General features: G+C 70.3%; 15 protein-coding genes and 1 rRNA gene. 9 read left to right on the top strand and 7 right to left on the bottom strand.

Annotated features, from left to right (window positions below):
• Window positions 1-79 (top strand): 5S ribosomal RNA (gene rrf / locus PV396_RS40930); the annotation flags it as partial.
• Between the two features lie 98 nt (window positions 80-177).
• On the opposite strand, the gene PV396_RS40935 is transcribed toward rrf, so the two are convergent.
• Genes PV396_RS40935 through PV396_RS40955 form a run of 5 tightly spaced genes read right to left on the bottom strand, consistent with a single transcriptional unit; the run spans window position 178 to window position 5,824 of the window.
• A complete protein-coding gene (locus PV396_RS40935) occupies window positions 178-1,488 on the bottom strand; it encodes a DUF58 domain-containing protein (RefSeq protein WP_319213424.1) in 1,311 nt (436 codons plus the stop codon).
• Window positions 1,488-2,477 (bottom strand): MoxR family ATPase, encoded by a 990-nt coding sequence (locus PV396_RS40940; protein WP_319213488.1) that lies wholly within the window; start codon window positions 2,475-2,477, stop codon window positions 1,488-1,490. The genes PV396_RS40935 and PV396_RS40940 overlap by 1 nt, the downstream gene beginning before the upstream one ends.
• Entirely contained in the window at window positions 2,477-3,682 is a 1,206-nt protein-coding gene (locus tag PV396_RS40945) for a DUF4350 domain-containing protein (RefSeq protein ID WP_319213425.1), read from the bottom strand. The genes PV396_RS40940 and PV396_RS40945 overlap by 1 nt, the downstream gene beginning before the upstream one ends.
• The gene (locus PV396_RS40950; protein ID WP_319213426.1) at window positions 3,679-4,461 is read right to left on the bottom strand and encodes a DUF4129 domain-containing protein; all 783 of its coding nucleotides are present in this window, start codon (window positions 4,459-4,461) and stop codon (window positions 3,679-3,681) included. The genes PV396_RS40945 and PV396_RS40950 overlap by 4 nt, the downstream gene beginning before the upstream one ends.
• 4 nt (window positions 4,462-4,465) lie before the next feature.
• Entirely contained in the window at window positions 4,466-5,824 is a 1,359-nt protein-coding gene (locus PV396_RS40955; RefSeq protein WP_319213427.1) for a glycerophosphoryl diester phosphodiesterase membrane domain-containing protein, read from the bottom strand.
• Between the two features lie 137 nt (window positions 5,825-5,961).
• Here PV396_RS40955 and mtnA point away from each other — a divergent pair, with 137 nt between their 5' ends.
• The 7 genes from mtnA to PV396_RS40990 all read left to right on the top strand — a co-directional run bounded on the left by mtnA (window position 5,962) and on the right by PV396_RS40990 (window position 14,836).
• A complete protein-coding gene (gene mtnA / locus PV396_RS40960; protein ID WP_319213428.1) occupies window positions 5,962-7,107 on the top strand; it encodes an S-methyl-5-thioribose-1-phosphate isomerase in 1,146 nt (381 codons plus the stop codon).
• Between the two features lie 8 nt (window positions 7,108-7,115).
• Window positions 7,116-7,805, top strand: coding sequence for a two-component system response regulator MtrA (mtrA, locus tag PV396_RS40965; protein ID WP_189148219.1), 690 nt, complete (start codon window positions 7,116-7,118; stop codon window positions 7,803-7,805).
• A 1-nt stretch (window position 7,806) separates the two neighbouring features.
• Complete coding sequence (gene mtrB / locus PV396_RS40970; protein WP_319213429.1) at window positions 7,807-9,855, top strand: MtrAB system histidine kinase MtrB; 2,049 nt, start codon at window positions 7,807-7,809, stop codon at window positions 9,853-9,855.
• 13 nt (window positions 9,856-9,868) lie between these two features.
• Window positions 9,869-11,788, top strand: coding sequence for an LpqB family beta-propeller domain-containing protein (locus tag PV396_RS40975; RefSeq protein ID WP_319213430.1), 1,920 nt, complete (start codon window positions 9,869-9,871; stop codon window positions 11,786-11,788).
• Window positions 11,789-11,964: 176 nt separating this feature from the next.
• Window positions 11,965-12,873, top strand: coding sequence for a ComF family protein (locus PV396_RS40980; protein WP_319213431.1), 909 nt, complete (start codon window positions 11,965-11,967; stop codon window positions 12,871-12,873).
• Window positions 12,874-13,188: 315 nt separating this feature from the next.
• Window positions 13,189-13,884, top strand: a complete 696-nt coding sequence (gene hpf, locus PV396_RS40985) for a ribosome hibernation-promoting factor, HPF/YfiA family (protein ID WP_416071568.1) — start codon at window positions 13,189-13,191, stop codon at window positions 13,882-13,884.
• A 205-nt stretch (window positions 13,885-14,089) separates the two neighbouring features.
• A complete protein-coding gene (locus PV396_RS40990) occupies window positions 14,090-14,836 on the top strand; it encodes a response regulator transcription factor (protein WP_319213432.1) in 747 nt (248 codons plus the stop codon).
• Window positions 14,837-14,867: 31 nt separating this feature from the next.
• Here PV396_RS40990 and PV396_RS40995 read toward each other — a convergent pair whose 3' ends face one another.
• Both PV396_RS40995 and PV396_RS41000 read right to left on the bottom strand, forming a co-directional pair.
• Window positions 14,868-16,070 (bottom strand): winged helix-turn-helix domain-containing protein, encoded by a 1,203-nt coding sequence (locus PV396_RS40995; protein ID WP_319213433.1) that lies wholly within the window; start codon window positions 16,068-16,070, stop codon window positions 14,868-14,870.
• 180 nt (window positions 16,071-16,250) lie between these two features.
• Window positions 16,251-16,829, bottom strand: coding sequence for a GNAT family N-acetyltransferase (locus PV396_RS41000; RefSeq protein ID WP_319213434.1), 579 nt, complete (start codon window positions 16,827-16,829; stop codon window positions 16,251-16,253).
• A gap of 244 nt (window positions 16,830-17,073) precedes the next feature.
• On the opposite strand from PV396_RS41000, the gene secA reads away from it, so the two are divergent.
• Window positions 17,074-19,899: a preprotein translocase subunit SecA gene (gene secA, locus PV396_RS41005; RefSeq protein WP_319213435.1), complete on the top strand. Its 2,826-nt coding sequence runs from the start codon at window positions 17,074-17,076 to the stop codon at window positions 19,897-19,899.
• Window positions 19,900-19,998: the final 99 nt, after the last annotated feature.

Below are 19,998 nucleotides of genomic sequence, written 5' to 3' on the forward strand. Positions count from 1 at the left end.
TCCGAACCCGGAAGCTAAGCCTCACAGCGCCGATGGTACTGCAGGGGGGACCCTGTGGGAGAGTAGGACACCGCCGAACAAATATTGGGAAAACCCCCGTACCGGGTTACCGGTACGGGGGTTTTCTGTTTTTCAGGGTTGTTTGAGAAATGGTGCCTCCTCTGAGAGAGGCACCATTCAGAGGCGGCCTGCTGCCTTCAGGGCCAGATATGCGTCTGCCAGTGCCGGCGCCAGGTCATTCGGGGTTGCGTCGACAATCGTGACGCCATGGCGGCGGAGTTGTTCGGCGGTTCGCTGGCGTTCCGTCTGTGCCTGGGCGGCAGCTGCAGCCTCGTACACCGCTTCTGTGTTTCCTCGGGACGCTGCCATTTTTGCGATGTGCGGGTCGGCCACCGAGGCGACAAGGACTGTGTGGCGTTGGGTCAGTTGCGGGAGGACCGGGAGGAGGCCCTCTTCGATGGGGGCCGTGTCGAGGCTCGTCAGGAGGACGATCAGGGAGCGTCGGGGGGCCGTGCGGAGAGTAGTGGCCGCGAGGCTGCGGGCGTCCGTTTCGATGAGTTCGGGTTCCAGGGTGGCCATCGCGTTGACCAGGGAAGGGAGGACGTCGGCTGCGGCGCGACCCTGGACCAGGGCTCGTACTCGGCGGTCGTACGCGAGGAGGTCCACGCGGTCGCCGGCTCGGGAGGCAAGGGCTGCCAGGAGGAGGGCCGCGTCCATGGAGGCGTCCAGGCGGGGGACGTCGCCCACGCGGCCCGCCGAAGTACGGCCGGTGTCGAGGACCAGGAGGATGTGGCGGTCGCGTTCGGGACGCCAGGTGCGTACCGCGACCGTGGACTGGCGGGCTGTGGCACGCCAGTCGATGGAACGGGTGTCGTCGCCGGGGACGTACTCGCGCAGGCTGTCGAACTCCGTGCCTTCGCCGCGGGTCAGGACGCTGGTGCGGCCGTCGAGTTCGCGCAGGCGGGCGAGTTTCGAGGGAAGGTGCTTGCGGCTGGTGAACGGGGGCAGGACGCGTACCGTCCAGGGGACGTGGTGGCTGCCCTGGCGGGCGAAGAGGCCCAGGGGGCCGTACGAGCGGACTGTTACGCGGTCGGCCTGGCGGTCGCCTCGGCGGGTGGGGCGTAGACGGGTGGTGGCGCGGCGGCGTTCGCCGGCGGGGACCGTCAGACGGTGGCGGGAGGCCTCCACCTCGGTGCCGGACTCCCAGCTGCTGGGGGGCCAGGCGTCGCGGAGGCGGGCGCGGAGTAGGCGGCGGGACGGGTTGGTGACTGTGAGCGTGACGTCCGCTGATTCGCCCAGGCGTGCGGAGGTGTCGCCGGAGCGGGTGAGGCTGAGGCGGCGTACGGGGGCTGCCAGGGCGTAGTCGCAGGCGCAGGCGATCGCCAGGGGGCCGTTGACGGCGAGGAGACCCGTCCAGCTGGGATCGAGGAGGCCGATGGGGAGCGAGCCCAGGGCCGCCACGAGGGCGGCGCGGCCGGTGAGTGGCATCAGCGGGGGACGGGGACGTGGGCGAGGATGGCGTTGATGACCGAGTCGGCCGTCACGCCCTCCATCTCGGCCTCCGGGCGGAGTTGCACCCGGTGGCGGAGGGTGGGCAGGGCGAGTGCCTTGACGTCGTCGGGGATGACGTAGTCGCGGCCTGTCAGCCAGGCCCAGGCGCGGGACGTCGCCAGGAGGGCTGTGGCGCCTCGGGGGGAGACGCCCAGGGTGAAGGACGGGGATTCGCGGGTCGCGCGGCAGATGTCCACCACGTAGGCGGTGATCTCGGGGGAGATCGCTGTCTTGGCGACGGCGGCGCGGGCCGCTTCCAGGTCTGCCGGGCCTGCCACGGGGCGTATGCCGGCGGCGCGCAGGTCGCGCGGGTTGAAGCCCTCGGCGTGGCGGGTCAGGACGTCGATCTCGTCCTGGCGGGAGGGTAGGGGGATCGTGAGCTTGAGGAGGAAACGGTCCAGCTGGGCTTCGGGGAGGGGGTATGTGCCCTCGTACTCGACCGGGTTCTGGGTCGCCGCGACCAGGAAGGGGTCGGGGAGGGGGCGCGGGGTGCCGTCGACTGTGACCTGGCGTTCCTCCATGGCTTCCAGGAGGGACGACTGGGTCTTCGGGGGAGTGCGGTTGATCTCGTCCGCGAGGAGGAGGTTGGTGAAGACCGGGCCGGGCTGGAAGGAGAACTCCGCCGTGCGCGTGTCGTAGACGAGGGAGCCGGTGATGTCGCTGGGCATCAGGTCCGGGGTGAACTGGACGCGCTTGGTGTCGAGTTCGAGAGCGGATGCGAGTGCCCGTACGAGCAGCGTCTTGGCTACTCCGGGGACTCCTTCGAGGAGGACGTGTCCGCGGCAGAGGAGGGCGACGACGAGGCCGGTCACGGCGGGGTCCTGGCCGACCACGGCTTTCGCGATCTCGGCGCGCAGGGCTTCCAGGGAGGCCCGGGCGGCGCCCGGATCCCCGGTGATCCCGGCGTTGTCAGTGGTCGGGTCCATCATGGACGGCGTACCTCTCTTTCGAGGGCGTCGAGTTGGTCGGCGAGGGAGATGAGGGCGGCGTCGTCGCTGGGCGGCGGGCCGAAGAGGAGGGTGTGCAGGGCCTGTCCGTCGCTGGGGTTCTGGAGCTGGACGGACAGGGCGGGGAGCAGGGACTCGGGCGAGTGCGCCTGGGTCGCGGGGATGCCTACGAGGGGGGCGAGGCGGGTGCGGGTGGTGGAGCGAAGAGCGGCTGCCGCGCGGTCGCGGGCGTTGGTCTTGCGGTAGAGGCGGGCGCGGCCTTCGACGGTTTCGGAGGCGCGGATCGCCACGGGGAGACGTTCGGGTACGAGGGGGCCGAGTCGGCGTGCCCGCCAGAGGGCGGCGAGGGCTGCGGCGAAGAAGAGTTGCAGGGTGCCCCAGAGCCAGCCCGAGGGGAGCAGGTCGAGGAAGTCGCGTTGGCCCGAGTCAGTGAGCGAGTCGTCGGAGAGCGAGGGGAGGTACCAGACCAGGTGGGGGCGGGAACCGAGCAGTTGCAGGGCGAGCGAGGCGTTGCCGTGTTCGTCGAGACGGTCGTTGTAGAGGATGTCGGGGGCGCCGAGCACGACGGTGTCGCCGTTTCCGACGGCCGCGGGGAGGCGTACGAGGGTGGGCAGGCCGTTGCTCGGGTAGCAGGTGTCGGCGCCGGGGGCGGTGGTGTCGTAGCGGAAGCCGCCGGTGTCCGCGGTGCCCGCGCGGCGGGCGGCGGGCAGGGCGCAGTCGGGGGAGAGCTTCGAGTCGAGGCTGATCGCAAGATCGGCGGTTACGCCGGGGGCGAGTGTTCCGACGGAGGGGCTGTCGGGGGCGATCAGGACGGTGCGTCCGCCGGAGCTGGCCGTCGCAGTGTGCAGTTGCCGCTGTTGGGGGTCGGTCAGCAGGTCGGGGACCGCGATCAGGAGGGTGGTGTCGGCGTCGGCTGCGGTGGTCGCCTGGGCGAGGGTGGTGACCACGCGTGTGGACACGCCCCGGTCGGCGAGCAGGGTGGCGACGGCGCGGCTGCCGTGGGGGTCGGCGGAACGGGGGTCGAGGCCGCCACGCTCGGCGCCGGAGTTGATCACCGCGATGGTGACGGCGGCCACCAGGAGAAGGACGACGGCGAGGATGACGCCTCGCGCGCGGGTCCACACCTGGCGGGCAGTGGGCGAGGCCGAGGTGGAGGCGGGGAGCAGCGTGGCCTCGGTGCTCATTCGGGGGCTCCCTGGTGGGCGTTGGGGGCCTTGCTGGGGGCGCTGTTGCTGGTCGCGAGGGCCGGTTTCGCTCGTTCGAGGTCGCTGTCGAGTTCTGTGAGCCGGCGGTACGTCTGGGGGGACGCGCTGCGTCCGCCGTATGTCACGTCGTCGAAGTCGCGGGCGGCGGTGCGCAGGCGGTCGGTGTGGGCCGGGAGGGTGCGGCCGGCTTCCGCCGCTGCCTCGTCGGCGGTGCGGCCCGGCCGGATGTCGAGCAGGGCGCGTTCCTCCAGGGCGCGGACGACGGCGCGCATGCGTTCCTGGACGGCCTGGTTCCAGTGGCCCTGGGCGGCGTGTGCCTCGGCGGCGGCGCGGTGTTCGGCGGCGCTGCGGGGGCGGTCGTCGAAGAGCACGGCGGAGGAGGTGGGGCCGGGGCGCGGGCTGCCCAGGCGCCACCACAGGGCGCCGATCACGGCGGCGACGGCGAGGAGGATCACCACCAGCCCGACGGTTCCTCCGGGGGTCGCGGTGGAGGTCGCGTTGAAGAGCCGGCCGAGCCAGTCCCAGAAGGCGTCCATGGCCCGTTGGAGCAGGCCGGGGTCGTTCTCGTGGTACATGCGCCTGGACAGCTCGCGCCGGGCCGCCTCCCGCGCGGGATCACGCGGGATCGTCAGCGGCGGGTCGTCGGCCGACAGTGACAGTACGGCGCTGTCGCCGGCCCGCAGCAGGGCTCGTACGGCTGCTTCGGCGGTGTGCGGCAGGGCCGGCAGCGTGGTGAAGGATCCCCCCGTCGGGCTCACCGCATCAGCTCCCCGGGGTGGCGCCCGGCGCGCCGGAGCCGGTGTCCTGGACGCCTGCGGCGCGAGCCAGGTCGAGGTCGAGGGCCTCGCGGCGGATGCGCTGGTCGATGTAGAGGAGCACGGTCACGCCCGCGGTGATGGGGAGGGTGAGCGTGGAGCCGATCACCGAGCCGACGCCGCTGACGATCAGGAATGTCCAGCCGTAGCCGCCCGTGCCGTTGAGGAAGTCGCTGACGCCGTCCCCGGTGAGGGCCGCGGCGATGAACGTGAACGGGAGGACGACGAGGGACGAGACGATCATCGCGATGATCCCGGCGAGCAGTTGGATGCCGAGGACCCGCCACCAAGAGCCGCGGACGAGTTTCGCGGATCGGCCGATCGACTTGGTGATGCTCTGCTTCTCCAGCATCAGCGCCGGCGAGGCGAGGGAGAAGCGGATCATCAGCCACAGCGCGACGAGGGATGCGCCGAAGCCGCCCAGGATGGCGAGTGCGGCGCCGCCGCCCTCCGAGCCCGAGAAGGCCACGAGGAGGCCGGGGCCGGTGCCTACGGCGATGACCGCCACGACGGTGAGCATCAGCAGGAAGATGAGGCCGAAGAGCTTCGGGATCTGCGGGCGGGCGTCCCGCCAGGCCTCGCCGAGGGTGACGGGTTTGCCGAGTACGGCGCGGCTGGTCACGGTCGTGAGGAGTGCGGTCGCGATGACGGTGCCGATCACGGAGATCACGAAGAGGGCGCCGGAGCTGAGCAGGGCGTCGCCCATGGCGCGGCTCAGTTCGTCGAGGCTCGCGCTCGGGTCGTTGAGGGAGTCGACGCTCGTGGTGTCGTCCAGGAAGAAGCCCTGGAGGAGGACGGCGACGATCTCCGTGACGACCGCGACGGTGAGGGAGATGCCCAGCACGGTGCGCCAGTGGGCTCGCATGGTGGAGACGGCGCCGTCGAGGATCTCGCCGACGCCGAGGGGGCGCAGCGGGATCACACCGGGCTTGGCCGCGGGCGGGGGGCCGCCCCAGTTGCCTCCCCAGCCGGGGTGGCCGCCGGGCGGGCCGTATCCGCCGTAGCCTCCCGGGCCTGCGGGGCCGCCGTACCCTCCGGGGGCGCCGGGGGGCGTGCCGCCCCAGCCGGGGCCCGGGGGCGGTGGTGGAGCCTGACCGGGGCCGGGGCCCTGGGGGCCGGTGGGGGCGGACCACTGGGCGGGCGGCGGCTGCTCATTGGACCAGTTCGGGCCGGAGGCGGGGGCGTCGGGGCGTGGCTGGTCCGCGGGCTTCGTGGGGTCAGGGCGGTCGGCGGGGGCGGACGCGTCGGGCTGCTGCCCTTCGGAGGGGGCAGATCCGGGCGAGGCCCAGCCCGGAGTGTCGTTCATCGTCGCTCCTTCACGGTGCCCGTCCGCGTTCGCGGCAGGTTGGCAGCCATCGTGCCATGGGGAGAGTTGCGGGGGATCGGCCCCCGTAGGGGCTGGACTCCTTCAATAGTGCGACGCCGAGGGGGCAGACTGGGTGGATGGCTGATCAGTACGCGCAAATCCGCGAGGACAACCGGCCCACCGAGATACCGGCGATCCGCTGGGAGGAACCCCCCGAGGGTCCCGTGCTGGTGCTTCTCGACCAGACGAGACTGCCGGCCGAGGAGGTCGAGCTGGTCTGTACGGACGCGCCCGCGCTGGTGGCGGCGATCCGTTCGCTGGCCGTGCGCGGGGCGCCGCTGCTCGGTATCGCGGGGGCGTACGGGGTCGCGCTCGCCGCCGTGCGCGGCTTCGACGTGGATGAGGCGGCCGAGGCGTTGGCGCAGGCCAGGCCCACCGCGGTGAACCTCGCGGTCGGGGTCCGCAGGGCTCTGGGCGCGTATCGGGCGGTGCTTGCCGGGGGCGGTGACCTGGAGCAGGCGGCCGGGGCCGCGCTGGACGCCGCGCGGGCGCTGCACCGGGAGGACGCCGAGGCCAGTGCGCGGATGGCGGTGCACGGGCTGGCGCTGCTGGACGAGTTGCTGTCCGGCGGCGGGCACCGGCTGCTCACGCACTGCAACACCGGTTCGCTGGTGTCGGGTGGTGAGGGGACGGCGTTCGCGGTGGCGCTGTCGGCGCACCGGGCGGGGCGGCTGCGCAGGCTCTGGGTGGACGAAACGCGTCCGTTGCTGCAAGGTGCTCGCCTGACGGCATATGAGGCGGCGCGCAGCGGAATGGCGTACACCTTGCTCACGGACAACGCCGCGGGTTCCTTGTTCGCCGCTGGTCAGGTGGACGCGGTGCTGATCGGGGCCGATCGGATCGCGGCCGACGGTTCGGTGGCGAACAAGGTGGGGAGCTATCCGCTCGCCGTGCTGGCCCGGTACCACCACGTGCCGTTCATCGTGGTGGCGCCGGTGACGACGGTGGATCCGGACACCCCCGACGGGGCGTCCATCGAGGTGGAGCAGCGTGCCGGGCACGAGGTGACGGAGATCGCGGCGCCTCAGGTGCCGGTGGCGGGAGCGGAAGCGGGAGGCGGGATACCGGTGGCACCCCTGGGGACCCAGGCGTACAACCCGGCGTTCGATGTGACGCCTCCCGAGTTGGTGACGGCGATCGTCACCGAAGCGGGTGTTGTTTCGCCCGTGACGGCTGAGGCGCTGGCAGAGCTGTGTGACAGGTCACGACAGGTAACGATTTAGTTAATGGGATGATGTCGTTTATGAAGGGACGAGTCCTTGTCGTCGATGACGACACCGCACTGGCCGAGATGCTCGGCATTGTGTTGCGTGGTGAAGGTTTTGAGCCGTCTTTCGTAGCTGACGGCGACAAGGCGCTGGCCGCTTTCCGTGAGTCCAAGCCCGATCTGGTGCTCCTGGACCTGATGCTTCCCGGCCGGGACGGTATCGAGGTGTGCCGCCTGATCAGGGCGGAGTCCGGGGTGCCGATCGTGATGCTCACGGCCAAGAGCGACACCGTCGATGTCGTGGTGGGCCTGGAGTCGGGTGCCGATGACTACATCGTGAAGCCGTTCAAGCCGAAGGAGCTGGTCGCCCGGATCCGGGCGCGGCTGCGGCGGTCGGAGGAGCCGGCGCCCGAGCAGCTGGCCATAGGCGACCTGCTGATCGATGTCGCCGGTCACTCCGTGAAGCGGGACGGGCAGTCGATCGCGCTGACGCCTCTGGAGTTCGATCTGCTGGTGGCGCTCGCGCGCAAGCCGTGGCAGGTGTTCACGCGTGAGGTGCTTCTCGAGCAGGTCTGGGGCTACCGCCACGCGGCGGACACCCGGCTGGTCAACGTCCATGTGCAGCGGCTGCGTTCCAAGGTCGAGAAGGACCCGGAGCGGCCGGAGATCGTGGTGACCGTCCGTGGCGTCGGGTACAAGGCAGGACCGAGCTGACATGTCCGGGGACAGTGCCGCTTCGCCCCCCGGGCGTTCCGGGGGTCGTGCGGGGCGGCCTGTCGGGCGGCAGAAGGTGAGCAGGGTCGGCTCCGGCTGGCGGCAGTTCTTCGAGGGCGGGCTGCTTCAGGGCGGTGTCCAGGGCAGCCCGGTCCTTCGGCTGTTCATGCGCTGGGTGCGGCGGCCGCTGCTGCCCGTCATGCGGTTGTGGCGGCGCAACATCCAGCTCAAGGTCGTCGTCACGACGCTGCTGATGTCGCTCGGGGTCGTGCTGCTGCTCGGCTTCGTGGTCATCGGGCAGGTGCGAAACGGGCTTCTGGACGCCAAGGTGAAGGCCTCGCAGAGCCAGGCCGCGGGTGGGTTCACGGCGGCCAAGCTGCGGGCGGACGCGGCGGCCAGCGCCGGCGGGGACGACGGTTCCGGTACGGGAGGCCGCCCCGCGCAGAGCCCCATCCAGTGGATGAGCGACCTGGTGGAGTCCCTCTCCAGCGGCGGCCAGGGGGCCTTCGACGTCGTGACGCTCCCGGTCGGGCCGGCGGGCGACGACAGCGGCAGCGGTCGCGGGCCGCGTGCCTCCGGCGGGGTGGACCCGACAGCGAGCGTGCCCGAGGCACTGCGCGCGCGGGCCGACAGCAGCCCGCTGATGGCCCAGAGCTACACCCGGATCACCTACACCAACGGCAGCGAGTCGCAGCCCGCGCTGATCATCGGCAAACAGGTCGACGACCCGAACGGCGACCCGTACCAGCTGTACTACCTCTTCCCGCTGACGCAGGAGGAGAAGTCGCTGAGCCTGGTCAAGGGGACACTGGCGACGGCCGGGCTGTTCGTCGTCGTCCTGCTGGGGGCCATCGCCTGGCTCGTGGTGCGGCAGGTCGTCACGCCCGTGCGGATGGCGGCGGGTATCGCCGAACGGCTGTCCGCCGGCCGGTTGCAGGAACGGATGAAGGTCACCGGTGAGGACGACATCGCGCGGCTCGGTGAGGCCTTCAACAAGATGGCGCAGAATCTGCAGCTGAAGATCCAGCAGCTGGAGGAGCTGTCGCGGATGCAGCGCCGGTTCGTGTCCGACGTGTCGCACGAACTGCGGACGCCGCTGACGACCGTACGGATGGCCGCCGATGTCATCCATGACGCGCGCGTGGACTTCGATCCGGTGACTGCGCGGTCGGCCGAACTGCTCGCCGATCAGCTGGACCGGTTCGAGACGCTGCTCGCGGACCTGCTGGAGATCAGCCGGTTCGACGCGGGCGCGGCGGCGCTGGAGGCCGAGCCGATAGACCTCAGGCAGGTCGTACGGCGCGTCGTGAGCGGTGCCGAGCCGCTGGCCGAGCGCAAGGGGACGACCGTACGGGTGGTGGGCGACCAGCAGCCCGTCGTGGCGGAGGCCGACGCGCGCCGGGTGGAGCGGGTGCTGCGCAACCTCGTCGTCAACGCGGTGGAGCACGGCGAGGGCAAGGACGTCGTCGTCAAGCTGGCCGCCGCGGGCGGTGCGGTCGCGGTGGCCGTGCGGGACTACGGGGTCGGGCTGAAGCCCGGTGAGGCGACCCGAGTCTTCAGCCGCTTCTGGCGGGCCGACCCGGCACGCGCGCGTACCACCGGCGGTACGGGCCTCGGCCTGTCCATCGCGCTGGAGGACGCCCGGCTGCACGGCGGCTGGCTGCAGGCCTGGGGTGAGCCGGGCGGTGGTTCACAGTTCCGGCTGACGCTGCCGCGCACCGCCGACGAGCCCCTGCGGGGTTCGCCGATACCGCTGGAGCCCAAGGACTCACGGCGTCACCGGGAGCTCGGCGACGCCGGTCTGCCCTACGGCGGCGGTGACAAGCTCGCCACGGTGCCGGTGGGGACGGCGGCCGTCGAACAGGGGCCGATAGCGCCGCGGCTCGCCGCCGTGGCCCCGTCCGCCGACCCGACGGCGCTGCCCGGCAGCGGTGCCCGTGTGGTGCCGCGCGCGGGCGGCGGGGCACGCCGGGACGGTGTGCCCGGTACGGAGTCGCAGTCCTCGGACAGAGCGTCCACGGACGCCGGGACCGAGCGTGTGGATGAGTAAGGGGAGGCATTTCGTGGGCCCTGACCGCGAGCGGGACGGTCGGCGGCGGGAAACGGTTCGCGCGGTGGTGTACGCCACCTGTGGCGCCGTTCTGCTGGCCGGATGCGCCTCGATGCCCGACAGCGGGGATCTGCGCGGAGTCGAGTCCACGCCCCGGCAGGACGCCCAGGTACGGGTCTTCGCCCTGCCGCCCCACGAGAACGCCCCGCCCGGGCAGATCGTCCAGGGCTTCCTGGAGGCGCTGACCAGCGACGATCCGCACTACGAGACGGCACGCAAGTACCTGACGGCGCAGGCCGCGAAGAGCTGGCGCCCCGACGCGTCGACCACGGTGCTGGACGGCGGGCCGACCGCCGACGCCGTCCACGCGGGCGGCCGGGACGACACCGACGACTACGCGTCCACGCTGACCGGCGGCAGGTTCGCCACGCTGGACTCCCAGCAGTCGTACGAACCGGCCGACGGGCAGTACCGGGCGACGCTGCACCTGACGCGTGAGAAGAAGAGCGGACAGTGGCGGATCGACGATCTGCCGCAGGGCGTCGTCATGGGAAAGTCGGACTTCCTGCGCAACTACACGTCCGTCAACAAGTACTACTTTGCTTCGAACACGCCGTCGCAGGCGGACGCGCAACTGGTGTCGGTCGCCGATCCGGTCTACGTCCGCAAGAAGGTCGACCCGATGACGCAGACGGTGAGTTCGCTGATCGAGGGCCCCTCGCGCTGGCTGGGGCCGGTCGTCAGGTCGAGTTTCCCGACCGGTACGGCGCTGAAGAAGGGGGTCACCTCGCTGGCCCCCGACGACCAGAACCGGTTGACGGTGCCCCTCAACGACAAGGCGAACCGGGTCGGGTCGGCCAAGTGCACCGAGATGGCCGCCCAACTCCTCTACACCCTGCAGGACCTGACGCCCACGGGTGTCGACGAGGTCGCCCTGCAGCGCGCCAACGGCTCCCAGCTCTGCGTCCTCGACAAGAACGGCGCCGAGACCGTCGCCGCGCGCGGTGTGGTGCAACGGCCCGAGTTCCAGTACTTCATCGACGCCAAGCACCGTCTCGTACGCGTGTCCGGCAATGACAGTCCCGCCGCCGACGTCACCCCGGTGCCGGGCGCGCTCGGCGAGGGCGTCAAGCAGCTGCGGTCGGCGGCGGTCTCGCGTGACGAGGAGACCGCGGCCGGGGTCTCGCTCGACGGGAGCATGCTGTACGTCGGGTCGCTGGTGTCGGGCGGATCGCTCGGGGAGCCCGTGCTGACCAGCCAGGGCGCCACCAAGGCCGACCGGCTGACCACGCCCAGCTGGGACGGCGACGGCGACCTGTGGGTGGCCGACCGCGATCCCAGGAAGCCCCGGCTGCTGCTCCTGGCCAAGGGCGCCGGCGAGCCCCTGGAGGTCAGGACGCCGGGGCTCGACGGGCGCATCGAAGCGGTACGGGTGGCCGCCGACGGGGTCCGGATCGCGCTCATCGTGGAGAAGGGCGGCCAGCGGTCGCTGTACATCGGGCGGATCGAGCGGGACGAGCGGGCGGCGACGGCGTCGGACGGGGCGCCCAAGGGGAAGTTGCCGGCGGAACCGGGTCGGGCGGCGGGGCAGAAGGCCGACGAGCGGTCGGTCGTGTCGGTCCTCGAACTGGATTCCGTGACACCGCAGTTGGAGGAGGTCACCGCCATGTCGTGGGCCGGGGACAGCCGCCTCGTGGTGGTGGGGCGTGAGCAGGGTGGCGTGCAGCAGATGGGCTATGTGCAGGTCGACGGCTCGACGCCGGTGGGGTCGGCGCCTGCCGCGCTGACCGGCGTGAAGGGCATCGCCGCGTCCGAGGACGAGAGGATGCCGCTGGTGGCGTACTCGGAGGAGGACGGCATCGTGCGGCTGCTGTCCGGTGCCAAGTGGCAGAAGCTGGTCGAGGGAGGGTCGGCTCCGGTCTATCCGGGGTGAGAGGCCCCGCCGGGCGGTGACCTGCCCCGGTTTGTGTTGGCGGCCCGTCGGAAGTCCGGCGGGCCGTCGGCGTGTCCGGGGGTGCTCGCGGGGCGTGGAGTTGCGCGGGGACGTTGTCCACAGGGCGTTGTCCACAGGGGTGGCCGAGTCGCGGCGGTGTTGGCACAGTGGTGCGCATGCGGGGGTGGTGGCAGGACCTCGGTGACCTGGTGCTGCCGGCCGAGTGCGGAGGCTGCGGGACGCCTCGCACGGTGCTCTGCCCGGAGTGCCGTGCCGCCCTCAACGGGGCCGTACCGAGCCGGGTGCGTCCGGTGCCCGAGCCGCTCGGGCTGCCGGTGGTGCACGCGGCGACCCGGTACGCGGACGAGGTGCGCGCGGTGCTCCTCGCGCACAAGGAAAGGGGTGCGCTGGCACTCGCGGGGCCGCTCGGGACGGCCCTGGCGGGAGCTGTGCGGGCAGGGGTCGACGAGACGCCGCCCGGTCGCCGGGGCGTGCTGCTCGTCCCTGTGCCGTCCGCACGGCGGGCCGTACGGGCCCGAGGGCATGATCCGGCCCGGCGGATCGCGCTCGCCGCGGCGGGCGACCTGCGCGCGTCCGGTACGCCGGCGCGGGTGCTGGCGGTGCTGCGGCAGCGGCGTGGCGTGGCCGACCAGGCGGGCCTCAACTCCCGGCAGCGGCTGGACAATCTCGCGGGCGCGCTGAGCGTTGCGCCCGGGGGCGGACGGCTGCTGGCCGGGGCCGGCGCGGTCGTCCTGGTCGACGATCTGATGACGACCGGAGCCTCGCTGGCCGAGGCCGCGCGTGCCGTACGGGAGGCGGTCGGGGGCGGGGAGGCGGCGGCGGGAGGGAGGGAATGGGCGGGAGAGGTGGGAGACGTGAGAAGAGTGGGAAACGCTGTGTACGCGGACGCGGGGCGGGAAGTCAGAGGGCAGCGACGTACGGGAGCCGTGGGCGCGGGTGTGGCTGCGGATGTGGAGCGGAGGCCTGGAGTGGCCGGAATGGTGGCGACCGGTGCCTTCGGAGGCATGATCTGCGCTGCTGTGGTCGCGGCGACGCCTGATTCCTTCGAAACAAACTGGAACTGACACTTAACTTGCATCGTTGCAGGTAGTGAGAGGGCCAATTCACTGGAACGGAGGTACGCGGCAGTAGAGGGTGACGACATACGTCCGGGCGAGATATGTTCGGTTGTGAGGGAAAGCCGCAGGCCACACCTCGCAAAACCGAATGCCGTGCTGCGGGTTTTCGTTAATCACCCCGGCCGACGGAGTGGGGATCTTGCCCATGGGGGAGGAGGAGGTGGAAGTCACCGAGTCCGAGGTTCCGGGGTACGCCGGAGCCTGGTGCAAAAGGGAGACGCTCCGCCACTGAAGCGGGGCGATCCGGGAACGGAGTTCTGCGTGGACATCGTCGTCAAGGGACGCAAGACCGAGGTGCCCGAGCGGTTCCGGAAGCACGTGGCCGAGAAGCTGAAGCTGGACAGAATCCAGAAGCTCGACGGCAAAGTGATCAGCCTCGACGTCGAGGTGTCCAAGGAGCCCAACCCCCGGCAGGCCGACCGCTCAGACCGAGTGGAGATCACGCTTCACTCCCGCGGTCCGGTGATCCGGGCGGAAGCAGCGGCAAGCGACCCGTACGCGGCACTCGACCTCGCGGCCGACAAGCTCGAGGCCCGGCTGCGCAAGCAGCACGACAAGCGTTACACCCGCCGAGGCGCCGGCCGGCTGACAGCCGCCGAGGTCGCCGACCACGTCCCGGACGCGGCAACGCTGAACGGCAATGGACACCCCGTCCACGAGGAAGACGCGGACGGCGTGCCAGTCAAGAGGATCGGCTCGCTGGAAGTGAAGGGCGAAGGCCCCCTCATCGTCCGCGAGAAGACCCACGTCGCCTCCCCGATGACGCTTGACCAGGCCCTCTACGAGATGGAACTGGTCGGGCACGACTTCTACCTGTTCGTCGACTCCGAGACCAAGGAACCGAGTGTCGTCTACCGACGGCACGCCTACGACTACGGCGTGATCCACCTCAACACGGACCCGATGGTCGCCAACCAGGCGCACTCCCCCGCGGCGGGTGGCACGCTGGGAGGCTGACCGCCCCCGGTGACAGCCGAGCGGGTGCCCCTGGAGCGCGCGTGCGCCCCCAGGGGCACCCGTGTGCGACCCCTCAGCGGTCCGCACTGTCACCGCAGCGTGGCCCGGGCATGGAATCATGGCCGCAACGGCTCAACCGGTGGGCCGTTGCCTTGGGTTGGCGATGGCACAGGACCACAGGCCACAGCCTTCAGGGGGAGGAACGATGGCGGACAGCTTCGGACCGATGCAGGTCGGGCATGCCCACGGCGGCGTGACCGAGACGGGCCCGGACGCGGACACCTCGCGCAAGGAGCCGATCAGAGTCCTTGTCGTGGACGACCACGCGCTCTTCCGCCGTGGACTGGAGATCGTGCTCGCGGCCGAGGAGGACATCCAGGTTGTCGGCGAGGCCGGGGACGGTGCCGAGGCCGTCGACAAGGCCGCCGACCTGCTGCCCGACATCGTCCTGATGGACGTACGGATGCCGAAGCGCGGGGGGATCGAGGCGTGCACCTCCATCAAGGAGGTCGCGCCCAGCGCCAAGATCATCATGCTGACGATCAGTGATGAGGAAGCGGATCTCTACGAGGCGATCAAGGCGGGTGCGACCGGTTATCTCCTCAAGGAGATCTCCACCGACGAGGTGGCCACGGCCATTCGCGCCGTGGCCGACGGGCAGTCGCAGATCAGTCCCTCCATGGCGTCGAAACTGCTCACCGAATTCAAGTCGATGATCCAGCGGACGGACGAGCGGCGGCTGGTGCCCGCGCCGCGGCTCACGGATCGCGAGCTGGAAGTGCTCAAGCTGGTCGCGACCGGGATGAACAACCGCGATATCGCGAAAGAGCTGTTCATCTCCGAGAACACCGTGAAGAACCATGTGCGCAACATCCTGGAGAAGCTGCAGCTGCACTCCAGGATGGAAGCGGTGGTTTACGCGATGCGGGAGAAGATCCTCGAGATCCGGTAGGGCTTCGGAAGGACGGGCGGGGGGCGGGGGGCTATCCGAGCGCCTGGGCCAGTTCCCTTGTCAGGGGAGTGCGCAGGTCCGGGGCATCTACCCGTTCCACTCGTACGTTCGTGCAGTTGACCCAGCTTGCCGCCTCCAGCAGGGCCTGGGCCACCGCCGGGACCGCCTTGGGGCCGTTCAGGGAGACCTGCTTGGCCACCAGGGTGTTGCCCTCCCGGGCGGGGTCCACTCTTCCGACGAGGTGGCCGCCGGCGAGGACCGGCATCGCGAAGTAGCCGTACACGCGCTTCGGCTTGGGGACGTAGGCCTCCAGGCGGTGGGTGAAACCGAAGATCCGTTCTGTGCGGGCCCTCTCCCAGATCAGGGAGTCGAAGGGGGAGAGCAGGGTCGTGCGGTGTCGGCCGCGCGGGGGTGTCTCCAGAGCTGCCGGGTCGGCCCAGGCCGGTTTGCCCCAGCCTTCGACCGTGACGGGGACCAGGCCCGAGTCCGCGATCACGGCGTCGAACTGCTCGGCCTTGAGGCGGTGGTAGTCGGCGATGTCCGCGCGGGTTCCGACGCCCAGCGACTGGGCGGCGAGGCGGACCAGGCGGCGCAGGCATTCCGTGTCGTCGAGGTCGTCGTGCAGCAGCGTGTCCGGGATGGCGCGCTCGGCGAGGTCGTACACCCGCTTCCAGCCGCGGCGCTCCACGCACACCACCTCGCCGTACATCAGGGCGCGTTCGACGGCGACCTTGGTGCCGGACCAGTCCCACCACTCGCTGGTGCGTTTCGCGCCGCCCAACTCCGTTGCGGTGAGCGGGCCCTGTGCGCGGAGCTGCTTGATGACCTGCTCGTAGACGCCGGACGGGAGGTCGTGGTTCCAGTGGGGGCGGGAGCGGTAGGCGCGGCGGCGGAAGGCGAAGTGGGGCCACTCCTCGACGGGGAGGATGCAGGCCGCGTGGGACCAGTATTCGAAGGCGTGGGGGTGGGGGCGGGCATGGGGGGTTGTCGGTGCTGGGTTCCAGTACGCGTCTTCGATTTTTTTGCGGGGTATGGCGCCGAGGCGGGCGTAGGGGATGAGTTCGTGGGAGCGGGCGAGTACGGAGATGGTGTCGAGCTGGACCGCGCCCAGGTGGCGGAGGATGCCTCGGACGCCTGCCTTGCGGTTGGGGGTGCCGACGAAGCCCTGGGCGTGTAGGGCGATTCGGCGGGCTTCGGGGGCGGAGAGGTGGGTGGGGGGCGGGTTGCTCGTCATGCTTCCGCACGATAGGGGGTGGGACTGACAGTGGGGGTGAGCTGGGGTTTCGGGTGTTGTTCTCGCCCCCGCCGCCCCTACCCGTCCCATCACTGAGGGCTGCGCCCCCAGACCCCCGCTACGGCCCTGAACGGGCCTTGTCCTCAAACGCCGGACGGGCTGGAGGTGCGGGCCGCGTTCTCAAGCGCCGGAGTCTCCGGGGATGTACGGGGCCGTGGATGGGAGGTTCAGGTCTGAGGGGAGAAGGGAGGCTACCCAGCAGTCTCGGCGTACTCCCTTGTTGTTGATTGCCGAGCGCAGGGTGCCTTCCATGATGAAGCCGGCTCGTTCCGCTGTTGTTCGGGATGCCGTGTTGCCTACCTCCGCCCTCCACTCCACGCGGTCCACCGACAGATGGGTGAAGGCCCAGCGGGAGGCGGCGATCGTGGCCTCCGCGATGTAGCCGTTGCCCCGGTGGGCCTTCGCGGCCCAGAAGCCGACCTCGGTCACGCCCAGGGAACGCATGGTCAGGGCGAGCATGCCCACCAGTTCCTCCCCTTCGGGGAGGAAGACACCGAACGTGAACATCGAGCCGTCCGCCCAGCCGTCGGGCACCAGCTGGTAGGTGAAGCCGCGGGCGTGCTCGGGGCGGTATGGCGAGGGGATCGTCGTCCAGCGCTGGATGTCGGGGTCCTGCGCCGCGGCGTACACGGCGTCGGAGTCGTGCGGGCCGACCGTGCGCAGGAGGAGGCGGGCCGTGGTGAGCGTGACGGGGTCCATCGGCCGATTCTGCTCGGGGCACGATGAGGGCGCCATCCCTTTTGCTGTGCGTGAGTTCGTGATCACAATTCGTGCAATTCGTGGGTGGCATCCGGCACCATCCGTGACTCCCGGCCGTTCTCCTTATGGCTGTCCCACCGGCAGACCTCCCGGCTTGGCGGGGGCTCGCATACGATGGCCGTTGCTCAGTTAAGACAATGGAAACCGACCGTCCCAGGCCCGACCGGCAAGGAGACCAACCCCCGTGTCCGTCCTCTCAAAGATCATGCGTGCAGGCGAAGGCAAAATCCTGCGCAAGCTGCACCGCATCGCGGACCAGGTCAACTCCATCGAAGAGGACTTCGTCGACCTCTCCGACGCCGAGCTGCGGGCCCTCACCGATGAGTACAAGCAGCGGTACGCCGACGGTGAGAGCCTGGACGACCTGCTGCCCGAGGCCTTCGCCACCGTGCGGGAGGCCGCCAAGCGCGCCCTCGGCCAGCGCCACTACGACGTGCAGATCATGGGCGGCGCAGCCCTCCACCTCGGCTATGTCGCCGAGATGAAGACCGGCGAGGGCAAGACCCTGGTCGGCACCCTGCCGACGTATCTGAACGCGCTGTCCGGAGACGGCGTTCACCTCATCACGGTCAACGACTACCTGGCCGAGCGCGACTCCGAGATGATGGGCCGCGTCCACAAGTTCCTGGGGCTGAGCGTCGGCTGCATCCTCGCCAACATGACGCCGGCCCAGCGGCGCGAGCAGTACGCCTGCGACATCACGTACGGCACGAACAACGAGTTCGGGTTCGACTACCTGCGCGACAACATGGCGTGGTCCCAGGACGAGCTCGTCCAGCGCGGCCACAACTTCGCCGTGGTCGACGAGGTCGACTCGATCCTCATCGACGAGGCCCGTACGCCGCTGATCATCTCCGGCCCGGCCGACCAGGCCACCAAGTGGTACGGCGACTTCGCGAAGCTGGTCACCCGCCTCAAGCGCGGCGAGTCCGGCAACCCCCTCAAGGGCATCGAGGAGACCGGCGACTACGACGTCGACGAGAAGAAGCGCACCGTCGCCATCCACGAGTCGGGTGTCGCCAAGGTCGAGGACTGGCTGGGCATCGACAACCTGTACGAGTCGGTGAACACGCCGCTGGTGGGCTACCTGAACAACGCCATCAAGGCCAAGGAGCTCTTCAAGAACGACAAGGACTACGTCGTCATCGACGGCGAAGTCATGATCGTCGACGAGCACACCGGCCGTATCCTCGCCGGCCGCCGCTACAACGAGGGCATGCACCAGGCCATCGAGGCGAAGGAAGGGGTGGACATCAAGGACGAGAACCAGACCCTGGCGACCATCACCCTCCAGAACTTCTTCCGCCTCTACAGCAAGCTCTCCGGTATGACCGGTACGGCCATGACCGAGGCCGCCGAGTTCCATCAGATCTACAAGCTCGGTGTCGTCCCGATCCCGACCAACCGTGACATGGTCCGCAAGGACCAGTCCGACCTGATCTACCGCACCGAGGTCGCGAAGTTCGAGGCGGTCGTCGACGACATCGCCGAGAAGCACGAGAAGGGTCAGCCGATCCTCGTCGGCACGACCTCGGTCGAGAAGTCCGAGTACCTCTCGCAGCAGCTCTCCAAGCGAGGCATCCAGCACGAGGTGCTGAACGCCAAGCAGCACGACCGGGAGGCGACCATCGTCGCCCAGGCCGGCCGCAAGGGCGCCGTCACGGTCGCGACCAACATGGCCGGTCGTGGTACGGACATCAAGCTCGGTGGCAACCCCGACGACCTCGCCGAGGCGGAGCTGCGGCAGCGCGGCCTCGACCCCGAGGAGCACATCGAGGAGTGGGCCGCGGCCCTGCCGGCCGCCCTGGAGCGGGCCGAGAAGGCCGTGAAGGCCGAGTTCGAGGAGGTCAAGGACCTCGGCGGGCTGTACGTCCTCGGTACCGAGCGGCACGAGTCCCGGCGGATCGACAACCAGCTGCGCGGTCGTTCCGGACGTCAGGGCGACCCCGGCGAGTCCCGGTTCTACCTCTCCCTCGGCGACGACCTCATGCGGCTGTTCAAGGCCCAGATGGTCGAGCGCGTCATGTCGATGGCGAACGTCCCGGACGACGTACCGATCGAGAACAAGATGGTCACCCGTGCCATCGCCTCCGCCCAGTCGCAGGTCGAGACGCAGAACTTCGAGACCCGCAAGAACGTCCTCAAGTACGACGAGGTCCTCAACCGGCAGCGCGAGGTCATCTACGGCGAGCGGCGCCGCGTCCTGGAGGGCGAGGACCTGCACGAGCAGGTCCAGCACTTCATGGACGACACCATCGACGCGTACATCAGCGCGGAGACGGCGGAGGGCTTCGCCGAGGAGTGGGACCTGGACCGGCTGTGGGGCGCCTTCAAGCAGCTCTACCCGGTGAAGGTCACCGTCGACGAGCTGGAGGAGGCGGCCGGCGACCGCGCCGGGCTGACCGCCGAGTTCATCTCCGAGTCCATCAAGGACGACATCCACGAGCAGTACGCGTCGCGTGAGGAGCAGCTCGGCTCCGAGATCATGCGTGAGCTGGAGCGCCGGGTCGTGCTGTCGGTCCTGGACCGCAAGTGGCGCGAGCACCTCTACGAGATGGACTACCTCCAGGAGGGCATCGGTCTGCGCGCCATGGCGCAGAAGGACCCGCTGGTCGAGTACCAGCGCGAGGGCTTCGACATGTTCACCGCCATGATGGAGGGCATCAAGGAGGAGTCCGTCGGCTACCTGTTCAACCTGGAGGTCCAGGTCGAGCAGCAGGTCGAGGAGGTCCCGGTCGCGGACACCAAGCCGTCGCTCGACAAGGGCCTCGAGGACTCGGTGCCGGCGCAGGCGAGTGCCGGTTCCCGGCCCGAGATCCGCGCCAAGGGGCTCGACGCTCCGCAGCGTCGGGACCGGCTGCACTTCTCCGCCCCGACCGTGGACGGCGAGGGCGGCATCGTCGAGGGCGACCTCGTCGGCGACGACGACGAGGTGCGGTCCGAGGCGGACGGGCTCACGCGCGCGGAGCGGCGCAAGCAGCAGCGCCGTGGGATCCGACGCAAGAAGTGACGAGTCGGCAGTACCTGGTGAATGAGTAGGCAGTAGCTGGTGGTCGCTGTGTGACCTCTGGTGGGAAGGGCCGGGCATCCTGCGGGGTGGCCGGCCCTT

Origin of the sequence: Streptomyces sp. ME02-8801-2C (genome assembly GCF_033793965.1) — a bacterium.
In the GTDB taxonomy this organism is placed as follows: Bacteria; Actinomycetota; Actinomycetes; order Streptomycetales; family Streptomycetaceae; genus Streptomyces.